The following is a 15,040-nucleotide window of genomic DNA, read 5'->3' as shown; positions in this document are numbered from 1 at the left end:
ACCCCGGATGTCGCCGCGTTCATCCGGGCCATGCTCGCTGATGCGTCAAGCCGCCGAGAGCCGCACGCGGACCCGGCTGCCGGTGGCTTCTGCGTAGCGCAGGAGCGTCTTGGTGCGCGGAAGCGTTTGGCCGTTTTCAAGCCGCGCGATGGTGGATTGGCTGGTGCCCATCCGGGCCGCAAGCTCGGCCTGCGACAGGCCTGCGCGCAGGCGAGCGGAACGGTTCGGCGGCTATCTCAAATTCCGGAGCCAACACATCATACTCGATGAATGAGGATCGTTGCCACGCCGTGACGCTCTGCTTCTACTTTCACAACTTCATGCGGATTCAAAAGACATTGGCCGTAATCCCTGCAATCGCTGCAGGAATTGCCGATAAAGTATTACATGAGGTTGGTTGCGCCGCGGTGATGAATGCAAACCAAGCGCCTGCTCTTCGTGGACCTTACAAGAAGCGGGTTACCGAAATCGAAATTTCAAACTGAGGCATTACCCAATTTTGAGATTGGAAAAGAACAAGACTGCCCCTGATGAGCCCCGCGATTCTGAGGACTGAAGATCGGGTACCTTCGCTTGGAGCGTGGCTACGCTGATGCATATCCGCTCTACGCGCTTGTGTGTTCCGAGTAGCAGCCTACCGCTCAGAAAGAATTCGCCAGGTCGATCTCCGCCTTCAGCGCCGTAATCGGCCGCTCGGCTTCCTGCCGTCAGGTTCTTCTCGAACTGTTTTGGCTGATAGGCCTCGGCACTGAGCGTGCGGAGCAAGTAGCCCGCATGAGCACCGCGATATGCGGGATCATAGGATAGATCCCCGGATATCGCTACGCTCATCCGGGCTACGCTTGCTGCTTCCGGCGCAACGCGGACATTTGGCGGCCGGGCGATGTCGTCTCAGTGCCCAACAGGCGACATCGCGAGATCGGCCGCCGACTGAGGCGGCCTTATTCGTCTGGGAGCGAATGCTCGAGAAAAAAACGAAGCATTTCCCTTGTTGCGTCCGGTCCTCGCGGATCAGTGTAGGAGCCCGCAGGGCTCCCTCCGGACCATGCGTGTCCGGCTCCGTGGATATTCCAGTACTCCAACATTCCGCGTCCACTCGCGTCGCTCAGGATCGTTCGGGTATAGGCATGCCCTCCGGGTACTTGCCCGCGATGCACCTTCTTTTGTGTGCTCATCGTTCCCAAAGACCGCTCAAGAATTTGATCGCCGTTGTTTGGATGAACGGTAGTGTCGCGATCGCCGTGAAAAACAATGGTCGGGACAGGTGGCCGGTCACCTGAAATTACCTTGTGATCGGGCCCGCCTTGTCGCATCGCGACAAGCGCAGAGGGAAGGTCGGTGGCGACCCCGCACGCGAGGCCAGAATGTATACCGATTGCCGCGTACAGATCGTTGTATGTTGCTCCCATGATAGCCGCGGCGGCCGCTCCGGCCGACAGCCCGCCAACGTAAACGCGCTTTCGATCAACCAAATAGTCATCCATGATTTGGCGAGTGATGCCCGCGATAAGCGAGGGTTCACCTCTGCCTCGCTGCTGGTCGGCTGTGCGAAACCAGTTCCAGCATTTCGCCTGGTTTGCCTGGCTGGGCTGAGCAGGATAGACCACGAAGCAATTTTGTTCCTCCGCGATAAAGTTCATCCTCGTACCGGCGGCGAAATCATCCGGCGACTGGGTACAGCCGTGAAGCATCACGACCAAAGGAAGCGGTCGCTCTTGATAGCGGCTCGGGATGAAAAGCCTGTAGGCGCGGCTTCCCGCGGGACTGCTGTACGTGCTTTCGATGAAGCGGGCGCCCTCCGGCACGATGTCCGGTGTGGACAGCGGGGCGCGCTTCATCACACCTCGCAGTCCGATCCCAGGGCGCGCCTCGTTGCGATCCAGTAACGCGCGGAGCATGCGCGGTTGCGCGGAGGGGCCGGGCTTTAACTCCGGATGACTATCCGTCTTCTCCTCAATAACATTGGCCTTCGCGTCAATGATGAGCGGTTCGCGTCCTGTAAGAGCGATGCGACCGTCGGTACGCGATGGCGTGTCTGGCGCACTCTCGCCGCGAAGCATGCGCTGAAGAAGCGCGGTGGCCTCAACGAGTTGGCCCGCGCGCGTGAGGCGTGTCGCCTCCCGAATTATGTGCTGGTTCAGCATAGCCTTCACCGCGTCCTGTCGGCGAGGGCGGCCTTCACCGCCGGACTGGCGTGCAATGCGCCCAGCACGGAAACTGAGGCAATGGTGGCGCACGCAAGCTCGGGCGTGACGTCTTGGGCGATGCTTGCAAGGCCCAAAACATTGATGTGCAGCATCTCACCCGCGCGCTGCACCGCTTCGAGATCCTCGCGGCTGTAGTTACGCAGACCGAGGTCCAGACTTTTTCGGGCCGTTGACTGCTTGACGACGTCGGCGTGACGTTCGAGCTGGTTCCGGATCGCTGTTCGGATGAAGTCGGTACGGTTCGAGTAGAACCCTTCCTGAACCATTAGATCGACGTGACCAAGGTCGACATAACCAAGATTGATCGTGATTTTTTCTGTTTCGGGCGGCCTGGGTCGAAGTTCCCGGACATTAGTTTCCATAATTGCACCATCCATATACCATCTACATGGATGGTATATGGATGTCCCCGATATCCTTCAAGGGCTGGCTTATCTTGTTGAAGCAACAGCCGACCGTTCAGAACGAGTTCGCCAGCTCGATCTCCGCCTTCAACACCGCAATCCGCCGCTCGGCTTCCCTGGCCGTCAGGTTCTTCTCGAACAGTTTCGGCTGATAGGCCTCGGCGCTGAGCGTGCGCAGCGTCGCCAGTTGGCGCGGCGTCATCGGCGCGTCGACCTGGTCGGGGAGGCGGGTCATCAGTAGCTCCAAAGAATCTTTAATCCGGCCTCGACTCTTAACTTGAAATTTGTTCTTTATTTGTTCTTATAGGGTTCAAGCCCAGCGAGGTGGCCCATGGACAACAAATTGAACGAAATTCGTAGAAAAATCAGGTTCTTGCGGGCGGAGATGCTGAGCGCGGAGGATAATATCCGTAAAAAGATCAACCGGGATGAGGACTGCTCGGAGGCCGCTGTTCACCTGATGTCCATGCGGGTCGTCATGCTCGGCCTGATCGGCGAGCGAAACCGGCTCGGCGGCGAGGAGCGGCTGCTCAATGTCGACGAGCGGCTGAAGCTGGATGTCCGCGCGGCCAGCAGGAAGCCCGCGAACGGGGCACCAGCGCGTTTTCCAGCGAAAGCCGGCCTCGGACTTGATCCGGGGTGGGGGCCGGTTCGCTTCAAGAAGACGCGTCAACTCAAAAATCCAGAGCCCCGTTCCGATTCAATCGGAGCACAAAAGGCTCGAGGCCGACGTGAGCGATGATCCGATTCAAACCCTGCGCCGGCGGATTGCCGAACTGGACCAGCTTGCGCGTCGGCTCGATCAATCCGGTCTGGATAATGCGAGGGCGCAGCTCCTGCTCTCGCGCAAGCGGGCGGAGCTGGAAGACTTCATCAACAGGGACCAGCGATGTCAGCACCGATCAGTTGGTACGACCATAACGCGGACAACCCGCCATGGATAAAAGCCCTGGCGGAGGTTCGGATCAGGGCGACGCGCGAAGGCTGGTGCCACGCGCATGTGCAGGCGATCATCGTTGCGATTGATCAATATGCCGAAGCGGCGCTGGGTAACCGGAGTTACTTCCTCAACAAGCCGTATGGGGTCGGGGGCGGCCGGAGCGATAACGTGCCGTGATCGTCCACCCGACGCGCTTATGATTTTCTACTCAATGGAATTGGGGCGTTGCATGCTTGAGCGATGCGGTTACAGGACGGCGCTTTATCTTTCGGCTTTGATTGCGGCCGTGAATTGGAGCTTTTTGATATATTCACGGTGGTATTTGCCGCACCTCGGCAATGGCATTGAGATTTATGCTGTGGCAGCGGTAGTTGTTTTGATCGGCCTTTGGCTACTGAGCCGGATTGTGCGCTATGCAGGTGCGGCGCTCTATTTTCTTTCTGCCGGAGTTGTTGCCTTTACCTTGTGGGACTTTGCCAAGCCGGTGCACGTCGGTGTCGTGTGGGCCCCTTACAATGGCGGTCCTTAGTCTCGCTGCCGCATTGATCCTCGTTTTCTCAAAGCCGTTCGCAAGAGAATTTGCCGCTGAGCGTGAAGAACGACCTCCGTACAAGAAGTATCTCCTTCACGCATTCACCTTCTTAATCGTCGTCGCGGTTGCAGCCGCTGCATTGATCGATATCGTCAGTTTTATCCAACTAGCCAGTGGCAAGTAGCTCGCATTCGCACGGCGATATGCGGGATCGGAGATAAGACGCCGGATGTCGCTACACGTATCCGGGCAACGCCTGCTTAGCCGTGGCCGGCGTTCTTGCGATGCAAGTTCGGAAACAGGAATATCAATGGAAGCGCCAGCGGTCCGATCATCGCAGCAATCCACGCCCAGATCTTGAAGCGCCGTCCGCGACGCTCAGCGATCCGACCGGCGAGATACATCGAAGCGATCGTAGCGACCGTCAGTAATGTGAAGAGCACATAGGCGTCGAAGGCAACGTCAACGTTGGTACTCATCCAGGCGAGCTCCAATCCTGCGTTGCGCCAAGCATAGTACGGAGTTGGCCGTCCGGCGACCGGTCCTCAAGCCGCTCTCGTTTAATTGACACTGCCAGCAGGTAGCCCGCATGAGCGCATGCGATATGCGGGACTAAGCGAGCAAGAATCCCGGATGTCGCTACGCTCATCCGGGCTACAGGACCGAGCTAGTTGGCCTTCGTTCCATCCGCCGTCTCCGGCGCTGCAGGCCTCGGCCCGCCACCGGTAAACCGCTCGATCACCGAGCGCACCGCATCGCGCGTCTTGCGGTCCTTCACTGCATCGAGCAGTGGGGCCGCGCCCGGCGAGCGGCGGATCAGGCTTTCGGGATCGGGGAATACCAAGGGATCGTCCCACGGGCCCTGCACCACGAAGGGCAGCTCAAAACCCTTGTCGCCGCCGGCCGCCGCCGAGGTCAGGCTGGCGACGCCCTTGAGGTCGTATTCGCGGGTCGGCACCGAAGCCGTGCCGGTCAAGCTCAGGCGCGTCGTCGGTCCGTCGACGCGGACGTCCTCGACAGTGGCGATGCCGTCGTTGAAGCGCACCGAGACCGTGAGATTGTCGTAGGGCGTCGAACCGCTGCGTAGATTGCCGCCGCCGGAAAGCGGCCGCCGCTCCAGCCGCTTCAACAGTTGCTCGACATTGAAGCCCGCGATCGCGCCGTCGTGACCGGTAAGCGTAGCGGTGCCGTCGAGCGAGGAGGCGAGCCCGAACGGGCTTGCGCCGGAAGCCACCAGCGAAAGGCCGAGATTGCCGCGGCCGGACAGTTTGGTGATGCCGAACAATTCATTGGCACAAGCCTGCAGGTCGACGTCGGTAAACTGCAACTGCGCCTTGACGTCGGCCACCGTGTCCAAACGCGCGATCCCGAACGAGCCCTTGGCAATGCCGCCATACATCTGCGCTTCGCCAACCGAGAGCGCCAGCGCGCCGCCGCGCAGGTTGGCGCCCAAGGCGGTGCGGCCGAGCTTGGTCCCGCCGACCGTCACCCGCGCCGCCGACAGGCGCATGTCGAGGTCGGTGGCGGAAAGCGAGGTGAGGTCGAACAATTGCCGGTTCCAGTCCCGCGCGCCGCTCGCCAGCAGGCGCACGGTGGAGATGTAAGGCGTGAAATCCAAATTGCCCGCGGCGAGCGTGGCCTGCAGCGTCTGGCGGCCGTTATTGGCGACCGTCATCACGCCCTCGGCGACGTTGCCGTCGAGTTCGACATTCACGTTGGTCAGCGCGACCGAGGCGCCGACGACATTGGCGCGGGCCTTCAGCGCGAAGCGGCCGAACCCGCCGCTGCCGGGCACCGGCTGTCCCATCCAGCGCATCGCGTTGCGCAGCGACAGGCTGTCGACGGTCACCGTGCCTTCCATCATCAGGCTGGTGCGGTTGGCGACCGAGCCGTCGAAGGCCAGTTTCAGCGGCGCGCTCACGAGGCGCGCCTTCAGGCCCGAGCGGTCGCCCGACAGCATCGCGACGAAGTCGCTGGCCGAGATCGAGCCGTCGACGCGCTCGTTGCGCCAGTCGAATTGCCCGGTCGCCGCGAATGAGCGCGAGATCGACGGCCAGGCCAGCGACAGATCGATGTCGCCGAGCTGTTCTTTGACCTTGTTGGCGGCGTCCTCATATTTGAGCACGCCGTCCTGGATCCTGATTTCGGAAAACGACACCTGGTTTTCGGCGCCGGGCTTCATCGTGCGCGCGATCCGCTCGACGAACGGCGTCCAGTTGCTCGCGCCGCCCGCTTCCCTGACGACGCGGATATGCGGCCGCAACATCATGACATCGGCGATTTCAAAGCGGCGCAGCAGCAGCGGCAGCAGGCGCAGGTTCGCGGTCAGCACATCGACCTGCAGCGCGGGGTCCATGGTGCCGCCGCCCTTCAGCCCGACATTGTGGAAGGAGACGTAGCTGCCCGGAAACACCGAAACGTCGATCGCGCCTGACACGATCAGATCGAGCCCGGTGACCTCGCGGATCTGCGCCTCGACGGCCTGCCGCAGCGCGTCGCGGTTGAGGAACCAGGAGGTTCCGATCAGGGCGAGCACGGCCACGCCGAACAGCGCCGCAATCGGCACCCCGAGGCGCTTGATTCCTTGGGCCATCGTCAATGACATATCCGGATCTGGCTAAACCGAACTCGGTTGATGCTACGGGGACTTGCTGATTAAGGGTCTATGTTGCTTAGGGCAGGCGGCGCAAAGGTTAAGCCCGTGCCAACCCACGCAACTTGAAGGGTTTTCTTGACGCTTTCAAGGCCGAGGTGGCGCCCGGCGGGCGGTTCGGCGGCATAATCCCCCGTCATTGACGCACCGCGAAGAATTCGCCTAATAATCCGGACATAATGCCGGCTTACGGCCGTTCCCTCCATCAGGTCAGATTCCATGAACAAGGTTTACCCCGACGCCAAATCGGCACTCGATGGCGTTCTCAAGGACGGCATGATGATCATGTCCGGCGGTTTCGGTCTGTGCGGTATCGCCGAAACCCTGTCGGACGCGATCCGCGATTCCGGCGTCAAGGGTTTGACGGTCGTCTCCAACAATGCGGGCGTCGACGGCATCGGCCTCAGCCGTCTGTTGGAGACGCGGCAGATCAAAAAGATGATCTCGTCCTATGTCGGCGAGAACAAGCTGTTCGCGCAGCAATACCTCGCCGGTGAGCTGGAACTCGAATTCAACCCGCAGGGCACGCTGGCCGAGCGCATCCGCGCCGGTGGTGCCGGTATCCCGGCCTTTTTCACCAAGACCGGCGTCGGCACGCTGATTGCCGAAGGCAAGGAAGTGAAGGAATTCGACGGCGAGAAATACATCATGGAGCGCGGCCTGTTCGCTGACCTCGCCATCGTTCACGCCTGGAAGGGCGACACCGCCGGTAACTTGATCTACCGCAAGACCGCGCGCAACTTTAACCCGATGATGGCGACCGCCGCGAAGATCACCGTCGCCGAGGTCGAGCACCTGGTTCCGGCCGGCGAACTCGACCCGGACTGCATTCACACGCCCGGTATTTTCGTCAAGCGCATCATCGAAGTTGGAACCGGCAAGAAGCGCATCGAGTTCCGCAACACCCGCCCGCGCCCGACAAGTGCGCCTGCGGCGGCAACGGGGAGTGAAGTCTGATGGCCTGGACCCGTGAACAGATGGCCGCGCGTGCCGCGAAAGAGTTGCGCGACGGCTATTACGTCAATCTCGGCATCGGCATTCCGACGCTGGTCTCGAACTACATCCCCGACGGCATCGACGTCTGCCTGCAGAGCGAGAACGGCATGCTCGGCATGGGCCCGTTCCCCTATGAGGACGAGGTGGACGCCGACCTGATCAACGCCGGCAAGCAGACGGTGAGCGAGCTACCGTCGACCAGCTATTTCTCCTCGGCCGATTCCTTCGGCATGGTGCGCGGCGGGCATATCGATCTGTCGATCCTGGGCGCAATGCAGGTGGCGCAGAACGGCGATCTCGCCAACTGGATGATCCCCGGCAAGATGGTGAAGGGCATGGGCGGCGCGATGGACCTCGTCGCCGGCGTCAAGCGCGTCGTGGTCGTCATGGAGCATTCCGCCAAGGACGGCCCGAAGCTTTTGAAGACGTGCAATCTGCCGCTGACCGGCGAGAAGGTCGTCGACATGGTGGTGACGGATCTCGCGGTCTTCACCATCGACAAGCACGGCAAGGACGGCATGGCGCTGATCGAACTCGCCGACAGCGTCACGCTGGACGAGGTGAAGGCCAAGACCGAAGCCGAGTTCCGCGTCGCGCTAAAGAACGCCTGACGTGATGGCGGCGGAGCGGTCGCGGCCTGCGATCCGTCCTGCGCGTCCCGAAGACGCAGGCTTTATTGCCCGCAATATCCTGGCCTCGCAGCGCGGCCCGTTCCCGCGCGGCTGGTTCGACATCGCGCTTGGCTGGGACGAGCCGCAATGCCTTGCGTTCGTCGAATGCATCGCGATCGCGAAAACGCAATCGTGGTGGCACATCACCCAATTCATCGTCGCTGAGGTCGAGGGTGAGCCGGCGGCATCGCTCTGCGCGCTGCCCGCTGAAGGCACCGAGGCGGCCGCGCGGGCGGCGATCCGGGAGGTGGCGACCGCGATAGGGCTGAGCGCCACCGATCTGACGGCGATCTTCCGGCGTGGCGCCTATGGAGCGAATTGCTGGGTGCAGGGCGGCGAGGGCGACTGGCTGATCGAGCATGTCGCCACGCTGCCGGAATATCGCGGGCGCGGGCTGGTGCAGGCACTGATCGCCCATGCGCTTGCGGCCGGAAAGGAAGCGGGCTTTGCGCGGGCCTCGATCTCGTTCCTTATCGGCAATGATGTGGCGGAGCGAAGCTATGCCAAAGCCGGCTTTGTCTTCGCCGAAGAAAAGCACGATCCGGCCTTCGAGGCGCTGACGGGCTCGCCGGGCTTTCGCCGCTTCGTGCGCGAGATCCAGGTTCAGGATCCATAAGCCGATCAAAGGTGTCGGATGGCGCTCCGAGCGCTTCGGACAGCGTCGCTTTTTTTGGAGGTACCTGGGACCGCTCGCGGTCCCGGGTATTGTCTGACTATCGCGTCAGCCCGCAAGCCTGTCGGATGGCGATCTGAACCGGCGAGGGTGGCAATGACGGATCAAACTCACCCGTCGGCAGCAGCGGCGGCTGTGCCATGAAGCGCGGCCGTTTCCCTCGGTGGGGTTGCGCAGCATGAACAAGGAACGGGTGACACAGATAGACGGTGCCCGCCGCACCGGTTGCCAGTTCAACCTCGCGATCTTCCGTCGAAGCGTAACCATTGGCAGAGAGCTGCCTGAGCGTCGCGCCTGCCTCGCCGTAGGGCAGCAGCTCCCGCGCGATGGTGGTGTGCGAACCTTTCCGTATTCTTGTGGGCGCATCGTCCGGGCCGACATCCGAGAACAGGAAGAGCATCAGCAATGCCCGTCCGCGGCTTTTCACATTGGCGCGCCATTCCATGAAATCCGGATTGTCGTCCCCAAAGCTCACGTCCACATGCCAGCCGTCATCACCAGGGGATTTTGGTGAAGGAAAGCGGATCGGAAAGGTGCCGAGGCCTTGTGGCGCAAGCCAACGGCGATCGCCGACCAGTTGATCGTAGGCTTTATGCAGGGATTGTGTGTTGGCGGCTTCAATGAATGGGGGCGAAGCCTTGGACCCCACCCGGATAACCGGTTGGATCCAGTTTTCGGGTTTGTCTGGCGAAAGACCAATATCCGCCCATAGTTGGTCCCTGCATTGCCTCGCAAGGTCGGTGCTGAAGGCATTTTCGATTCTGATGAAACCGTTGTCGATGAAGTTCCGGACCTGATGACAGGTCAGACCGATGTGCTCGGTTTTGGGCATACACATTTCTCCGTTCGGCCACCGCGTCAGCGCAGCCGTGTTGATCTGATCGGCGCGGATGCGCCGGAGCGGCTTGGGTCGCTCAGATCAGCGGGAACAATGTGGACATGAACATCATGATGGGGACGTATACTGAAGCGGAGCAGGGAATTTCAAGCAAAACATCACGCCGGCCCTGACGGTATGTCCGAAAACCGCGTCAGCCACGCCACCGGGCCGATGCTGGCGGCAACGATCAGTAGCGCCGCCAGCGCGCCTTCCTCGAAGCTGCCGCGGCTGGCGTACTGGTAGATCGAGGTCGCCAGCGTTTCGACGTTGAGCGGCCGCAGCAACAGCGTCGCCGGCAACTCTTTCAGGCAATCCACGAACACCACGATGACGGCGCCGAGCATGGCGGGGCGCAGCAGCGGCAGATGGATCAGCCGCATCGTCGTGGCCTGGCCGGCGCCGACGGCGCGCGCGCTGTCGTCGTAATCGCGCGGGATCCGCTCGAACCCTGCCTTGATGAATCCGGTCGGCACCGCCAGAAAGCGGATCACATAGGCGATGACAACGGCGGCGCCGGAGCCGATCACGATCAGTCCCGGCAGCGATTGTCCGAGCGATGCGGCGAGCGCGTTCAGCGCGTTGTCGATGGCGAGCAACGGCGCCAGCAGCCCGAGCGCCAGCACGAGCCCGGGCAGCGTGTAGCCCAGTTGCGCGATGTTCATCGCGACAAAGCGCAGCCTGCTCGGCCGCCAGCGCCAGGCCAGAATGGTCGCAAAGCCCAGCAGCAGCGCGGTCAGCGTGGCAAGGCTCGCGAACGCGACCGAGTTGAAAGCATCGCGCCACAACGCCATGTCGAAATTCGCAAACAGCCCGCGCTTGAAACTCTGATGCGCGAGAAACAGCAGCGGCACCAGAAATCCGAGACAGACCGGCAGCAGGCAGGCTGCGAATGCCAAACCGCCCTTGATGCCGGTGAGCGTCGTTCGTTGCGTCAGCCGCGGGCTTTCGGCGGAAAACTCCGTCGTGACATTGCGCCGTCCATAACGCTCGATCGCGATCAGGCCGGCCACGATCGCCAGCATGAAGCAGGACAATTGCGCGGCGCCGGCGAGGCTGCCGCGGTTGAGCCAGGTCGTGAACACCGAGACCGTGAGCGTGCGGACGCCGAGATATTCGCTGGCGCCGATATCGTTCAGTGTTTCCAGCGACACCAGCGCGACGCCGACCGCCAGCGCGGGCCGTGCCATCGGCAGCGAGATGCGCCAGAAGATGGTCCAGCGAGCGGCGCCGAGCGTCTTCGCGGCTTCAGCGAACTCCGCGCTCTGGAACTGGAACATCGTGCGCGCCGAAAGATAGACGTAAGGGTAGAGCACCAGCGCGATCACGATGATGGCGCCGGGCAGCGAGCGCATCTTCGGAAGCACCCGCACCGCGTCCTGCAGCGGCAGCCAGACCGTGAGCGTCCGGTGGACCAGGCCGAGCGGCTCGAACAAATCGACATAGACGTACGCTGCGAGGTAGGTGGGGATCGCGAGCGGCAGCGGCACCAGCCAGAGCAGTATTTGCCGGCCGCGGAATTCATGCAGCGAGATCGCCCACGCCGTGCCGGTGCCGATCGCGAGCGACAGGGCGCCGACGCCGCCGAGCAGGAGCGCGGTGTCGAGAAGGCTCCGCGGCAGCACATATTCGATGAGGGGCTGCCAGACGTCAGGCGCCGGCTGCATGGCCAGCGCGATGATCGAGATGACGGGAGCGGCGACAAGAATGGCGGTCGCGATCGCGATCGACGCGGCGATCCGGCCCGAGCGCGTGGTCCGGGTCACGCCAGCTCACATCGGCAAGAAGCCGGAAGCCCATGCAGCATTATGCCCTCTCCCGGGGAGGGAGAGGGCATGTTGGTGGAAATGCTTTTGCTACTTGGTGCGATCAATTATCGAACCCGACCTTGTCCACCAGCGTCGAGGCTGCCTTGCGGTTGGCGGCGATCTTGGCGATCGGCAGCGGATCGGCGGTGAGCTTGCCGTAGCCCGCAATCGTCGCGTTGACGGCGACGCCGGCGCGAACCGGGTATTCGTAGTTGGAATCGGCGTAGATCTGCTGCGCCTTATCGCCGACGAGCCACTCGATCAGCTTGACGCCGTTGGCCTTGTTGGGCGCGTTCTTCGCCAACAGGACGCCGGAGAGATTGACGTGGGTGCCGCCGCCCTCGAAGGTCGGCAGGATCACCTTGGTGGCTTCCGCCCACGGCTTCTTCTCGGGATCGTTGTTCATCATCAGCGCCCAGTAATAGGTGTTGCCGATGCCGATGTCGCACTTGCCGGCCGCGACGTCGCGCGCGGCTTCGCGGTCGCCGCCCGACGGTTTTTGCGCCAGATTGGCCTTCACGCCGCGCAGCCATTCCTCGGCCTTGGCCTCGCCGTACTTCGCCGTGTAGGCGGCGAACAGGCCGTTATTGTAGATGTGCTGGCCGGAGCGGATGCAGATCTTGCCCTTCCACTTGGGGTCGGCGAGTTCTTCGTAGGTGATCTTGTCCTGCTTGACGCGGTCCTTCGAGGCGTAGATCACGCGCGCGCGCATGGAAATGCCGGCCCAGTGTCCGTCCGGATCGCGATACTGCGCCGGCACAATCTCATCGATCACCACCGACTTGATCGGCTGCGTAACGTCGGCCTTCACGGCCTCGTCCATGCGGCCGATATCGACCGTCAGCAGCACGTCGGCCGGGCTGTTGGCGCCTTCGGCCTTCATGCGCTGCTCGAGCCCCGAACTCGCCGAGACGACGTTGACCTTGATGCCGGTGTCCTTGGTGAAGGCGTCGAACAGCGGCTGGATCAGCTTGGTTTCGCGATAGGTGTAGACGTTGACCTCGCCGTCGGCGGACGCCGGCGAGGCTCCGAAAGCGGTAAAACAAAGCAACGCTGCGGTTGCGGCGGTAGCGCGAAGGTTGATCATGAGAGTTGCCCGACAAAGCTGGTGAAGATTCCGGTTTCAGTAGCGCAGCGGCTGCCATGCCGTCAGCGACTGGATGTCGCGAACGGCTTCATTTAGAGCGATTCCAGTATTTGATTTAGAGCGATTCCAAATGTGGCGGGAGCTCAATGGCATCCGGGGCCGGAAGCAAGCGCGTGAGCCCGGATTGGACGGCTGTCACGCGACCTGTCGGCGATCAACGGGTGCGGTCGAAATCAACAGCGGCTGTGTTGCCGCCGCTGACGATGATCGCAATTCGTTCGCCCGCACCGGGCCGGTAGGCGCCCGACAGGATCGCCGCGAACGCTGCCGCGCCACCCGGTTCTGCCACGATGCGCAAGGCGCGCCAAAGCGTCGCCTGTGCGTCGGCAATCGCAGCGTCGGAAACCAGCACCGTTTGCCGTGCGTATTTCCGGACGATCGGAAAGACCCGGTCACCCACGCGTCTCGGCGCCAGTGAATCCGCCGCCAGCCCGCCGGCCTCCGCATCGACCGGCCGGCCAGCCTCAAAAGCCCTGGTCAGCGTGGGCGATGCAAGCGGCTCGACGCCGATCACCTTGATGCGGCCGGCGTACCAGGCGGCAAGTCCTGCGACCAGTCCGCCGCCGCCCACCGATACCAGCAGCGTATCGATATCCGGCGCCTGGCCGGCGAGCTCGAGGCCGAGCGTTCCCTGTCCCATGATGGTTTCGTTCTGGTCGAAGGCCGGCACCGGCAATGCGCCAGTTTGTTGCGCCCATGCCTCGCTGGCGGCGAGCGCATCGGCATAGCGGTCGCCCTCGATCGTGAGGTCGGCGCCGTAGTCCCTGATACGCTGCACCTTTGCCGGCGAAGAGACGCTCGGCACGAAGATCTTGGCCGGCTTGCCGAGCTTCATCGCCGCATAGGCGACGGCCGCGCCGTGATTGCCTCCGGACGCCGCCACCACGCCGGCCTGCGGCACGTCGCGGGTCAGCAGATTGGCGAAAGCGCCGCGCGCCTTGAACGAGCCGGAATGCTGCAGAAGCTCGAGCTTGAGCGTGAGGGGATGGCCGGGAAGGCCGAACTCGGCGCCATCGATCTGGACCACCGGCGTCCGCCGGATAAAGGGCCGGATCAGCCGCTCGCATTGGGCGATCATTTCCGACGTTACGGCATCCGCTGACGCACCCATTGAGACGCACTCCCAAAGCTTTGTTCATCGATTGACAGGAATTAGCCATTTAGCTAATTAGCAATATGGCTTCTTTCGAGGATGACGTCGAGTCTGCTTTTCGCGCGCTCGCCAGCGATCGGCGGCTGTTGATCCTGGAATGGCTGAAGCGCCCCCGGGCGCATTTTCGCCCGCAGGTCGACGGCGACCTTGTCAAGGACGGGGTCTGCGGCGTGTTGATTGCCGAGAAGCTCGGCGTCAGCCAGCCCACCGTGAGCGAGCATCTGAAGATATTGTCGCAGGCGGGCCTGGTGAGCGCCAAGCGCGTCAAGCAGTGGACGTTCTACAAGCGCGATGAAGCGCGCATCGCCAGGCTGAAAGCCGCCATGCTCGAAAAGATCTGATGCCCGGTCTTCGGCCGCGCCAGCGGGTGCTGACGCCGGACGTTCCGTGCTGACATTTTGAGCAGCGAAGCGCATGTTATCCGTTCGACCTTGGCATCATCAGTGCCTAGTCTTGCCTGGAGCGGAGATGATGCCAATGCGCGCGGTACTGGACTATTGCACCGGAGGGGTGGAACGAAAGGTGCCGGCCAGTACGGTCCTCATTCACGAGGGCGGCAAGACCGGGCATCTCTTTGTCCTGATCCGGGGGCGGCTTGAAGTCATCAAGGGCGACAGCGTCGTTGCCGTCCTCAGCGAGCCGGGGGCGATGCTCGGGGAAATGTCGGTGCTGCTCGAGCAGCCGCATACGGCAACTGTGCGCGCCGCCGCCGATTCCGTCGTCTACGAGTTCGACGACGCCGCGGCTTTCCTGCGGGACCAGCCGGCGATGGCGCTATTGATCGCGCGCTTGCTGGCGCAGCGTCTCAACGTCGCCAACACCTATCTGGCCGACCTGATGCATCAATATGCCGGTCAGGGTAATCATCTCTCGATGGTCGGCGAGCTCCTGCAGAGCATGATCAACCTGCCGCCGACGCAGGTTTCGCCAGGCTCGGATCGGCAATCCGACTCTCGACTCTAGATTTGCCTATGCCTGA

Annotated in this window: 19 protein-coding genes; 9 read left to right on the top strand and 10 right to left on the bottom strand. The window is 62.4% G+C overall.

Going from position 1 to position 15,040, the window contains the following annotated elements; genetic code table 11:
• Positions 1-45: 45 nt before the first annotated feature.
• Entirely contained in the window at positions 46-171 is a 126-nt protein-coding gene (locus V1279_RS28865) for a helix-turn-helix domain-containing protein (protein ID WP_334442939.1), read from the bottom strand.
• A gap of 95 nt (positions 172-266) precedes the next feature.
• Between V1279_RS28865 and V1279_RS28860 the strand changes: the two genes are divergently transcribed.
• Positions 267-485, top strand: a complete 219-nt coding sequence (locus V1279_RS28860; protein WP_334442937.1) for a hypothetical protein — start codon at positions 267-269, stop codon at positions 483-485.
• A gap of 456 nt (positions 486-941) precedes the next feature.
• On the opposite strand, the gene V1279_RS28855 is transcribed toward V1279_RS28860, so the two are convergent.
• From V1279_RS28855 to V1279_RS28845, 3 genes are all read right to left on the bottom strand, one after another.
• Entirely contained in the window at positions 942-2,144 is a 1,203-nt protein-coding gene (locus V1279_RS28855) for an extracellular catalytic domain type 1 short-chain-length polyhydroxyalkanoate depolymerase (protein WP_334442935.1), read from the bottom strand.
• A 5-nt stretch (positions 2,145-2,149) separates the two neighbouring features.
• Positions 2,150-2,569 (bottom strand): CopG family transcriptional regulator, encoded by a 420-nt coding sequence (locus V1279_RS28850; protein WP_334442932.1) that lies wholly within the window; start codon positions 2,567-2,569, stop codon positions 2,150-2,152.
• A 97-nt stretch (positions 2,570-2,666) separates the two neighbouring features.
• Positions 2,667-2,846, bottom strand: a complete 180-nt coding sequence (locus tag V1279_RS28845; protein ID WP_334442930.1) for a DUF3072 domain-containing protein — start codon at positions 2,844-2,846, stop codon at positions 2,667-2,669.
• 96 nt (positions 2,847-2,942) lie between these two features.
• Here V1279_RS28845 and V1279_RS28840 point away from each other — a divergent pair, with 96 nt between their 5' ends.
• The 3 genes from V1279_RS28840 (at position 2,943) to V1279_RS28830 (ending at position 4,080) form a co-directional block, all read left to right on the top strand.
• Positions 2,943-3,353 carry a hypothetical protein gene (locus tag V1279_RS28840; RefSeq protein ID WP_334442928.1) on the top strand — a complete coding sequence of 137 codons (411 nt, stop codon included), beginning with the start codon at positions 2,943-2,945 and terminating at the stop codon, positions 3,351-3,353.
• Positions 3,354-3,500: 147 nt separating this feature from the next.
• Positions 3,501-3,728: a hypothetical protein gene (locus V1279_RS28835; protein WP_334442926.1), complete on the top strand. Its 228-nt coding sequence runs from the start codon at positions 3,501-3,503 to the stop codon at positions 3,726-3,728.
• Positions 3,729-3,747: 19 nt separating this feature from the next.
• On the top strand, positions 3,748-4,080 hold the full coding sequence (locus tag V1279_RS28830) for a hypothetical protein (protein WP_334442923.1): 333 nt from the start codon (positions 3,748-3,750) through the stop codon (positions 4,078-4,080).
• 263 nt (positions 4,081-4,343) lie between these two features.
• On the opposite strand, the gene V1279_RS28825 is transcribed toward V1279_RS28830, so the two are convergent.
• Entirely contained in the window at positions 4,344-4,562 is a 219-nt protein-coding gene (locus V1279_RS28825) for a hypothetical protein (protein WP_334442920.1), read from the bottom strand.
• A 188-nt stretch (positions 4,563-4,750) separates the two neighbouring features.
• Positions 4,751-6,676, bottom strand: a complete 1,926-nt coding sequence (locus tag V1279_RS28820; RefSeq protein ID WP_334446609.1) for an AsmA family protein — start codon at positions 6,674-6,676, stop codon at positions 4,751-4,753.
• A 279-nt stretch (positions 6,677-6,955) separates the two neighbouring features.
• Here V1279_RS28820 and V1279_RS28815 point away from each other — a divergent pair, with 279 nt between their 5' ends.
• The 3 genes from V1279_RS28815 to V1279_RS28805 are packed head-to-tail and all read left to right on the top strand — an operon-like array spanning position 6,956 to position 9,019.
• A complete protein-coding gene (locus V1279_RS28815; RefSeq protein ID WP_334442917.1) occupies positions 6,956-7,693 on the top strand; it encodes a CoA transferase subunit A in 738 nt (245 codons plus the stop codon).
• Positions 7,693-8,343, top strand: a complete 651-nt coding sequence (locus V1279_RS28810) for a 3-oxoacid CoA-transferase subunit B (RefSeq protein ID WP_334442915.1) — start codon at positions 7,693-7,695, stop codon at positions 8,341-8,343. The genes V1279_RS28815 and V1279_RS28810 overlap by 1 nt, the downstream gene beginning before the upstream one ends.
• A gap of 4 nt (positions 8,344-8,347) precedes the next feature.
• Positions 8,348-9,019, top strand: coding sequence for a GNAT family N-acetyltransferase (locus V1279_RS28805; protein ID WP_334446608.1), 672 nt, complete (start codon positions 8,348-8,350; stop codon positions 9,017-9,019).
• 97 nt (positions 9,020-9,116) lie between these two features.
• Here the strand turns inward: V1279_RS28805 and V1279_RS28800 are convergent, their stop codons facing one another.
• The 4 genes from V1279_RS28800 to V1279_RS28785 form a co-directional block, all read right to left on the bottom strand.
• Positions 9,117-9,908, bottom strand: a complete 792-nt coding sequence (locus tag V1279_RS28800) for a phytanoyl-CoA dioxygenase family protein (protein ID WP_334442912.1) — start codon at positions 9,906-9,908, stop codon at positions 9,117-9,119.
• A 164-nt stretch (positions 9,909-10,072) separates the two neighbouring features.
• The gene (locus tag V1279_RS28795; protein WP_334442909.1) at positions 10,073-11,719 is read right to left on the bottom strand and encodes an ABC transporter permease; all 1,647 of its coding nucleotides are present in this window, start codon (positions 11,717-11,719) and stop codon (positions 10,073-10,075) included.
• A 103-nt stretch (positions 11,720-11,822) separates the two neighbouring features.
• Positions 11,823-12,848 carry a Fe(3+) ABC transporter substrate-binding protein gene (locus V1279_RS28790; RefSeq protein WP_334442906.1) on the bottom strand — a complete coding sequence of 342 codons (1,026 nt, stop codon included), beginning with the start codon at positions 12,846-12,848 and terminating at the stop codon, positions 11,823-11,825.
• Between the two features lie 214 nt (positions 12,849-13,062).
• Positions 13,063-14,019 (bottom strand): threonine/serine dehydratase, encoded by a 957-nt coding sequence (locus V1279_RS28785; RefSeq protein ID WP_334442903.1) that lies wholly within the window; start codon positions 14,017-14,019, stop codon positions 13,063-13,065.
• Between the two features lie 65 nt (positions 14,020-14,084).
• On the opposite strand from V1279_RS28785, the gene V1279_RS28780 reads away from it, so the two are divergent.
• Positions 14,085-14,402, top strand: a complete 318-nt coding sequence (locus V1279_RS28780) for an ArsR/SmtB family transcription factor (RefSeq protein WP_108523173.1) — start codon at positions 14,085-14,087, stop codon at positions 14,400-14,402.
• A gap of 136 nt (positions 14,403-14,538) precedes the next feature.
• A complete protein-coding gene (locus tag V1279_RS28775) occupies positions 14,539-15,024 on the top strand; it encodes a Crp/Fnr family transcriptional regulator (protein ID WP_334442900.1) in 486 nt (161 codons plus the stop codon).
• Positions 15,025-15,040: the final 16 nt, after the last annotated feature.

Origin of the sequence: Bradyrhizobium sp. AZCC 1610, from assembly GCF_036924515.1 — a bacterium.
Lineage (GTDB): Bacteria > Pseudomonadota > Alphaproteobacteria > Rhizobiales > Xanthobacteraceae > Bradyrhizobium.
This window is presented reverse-complemented; position numbering and strand designations above follow the sequence as displayed.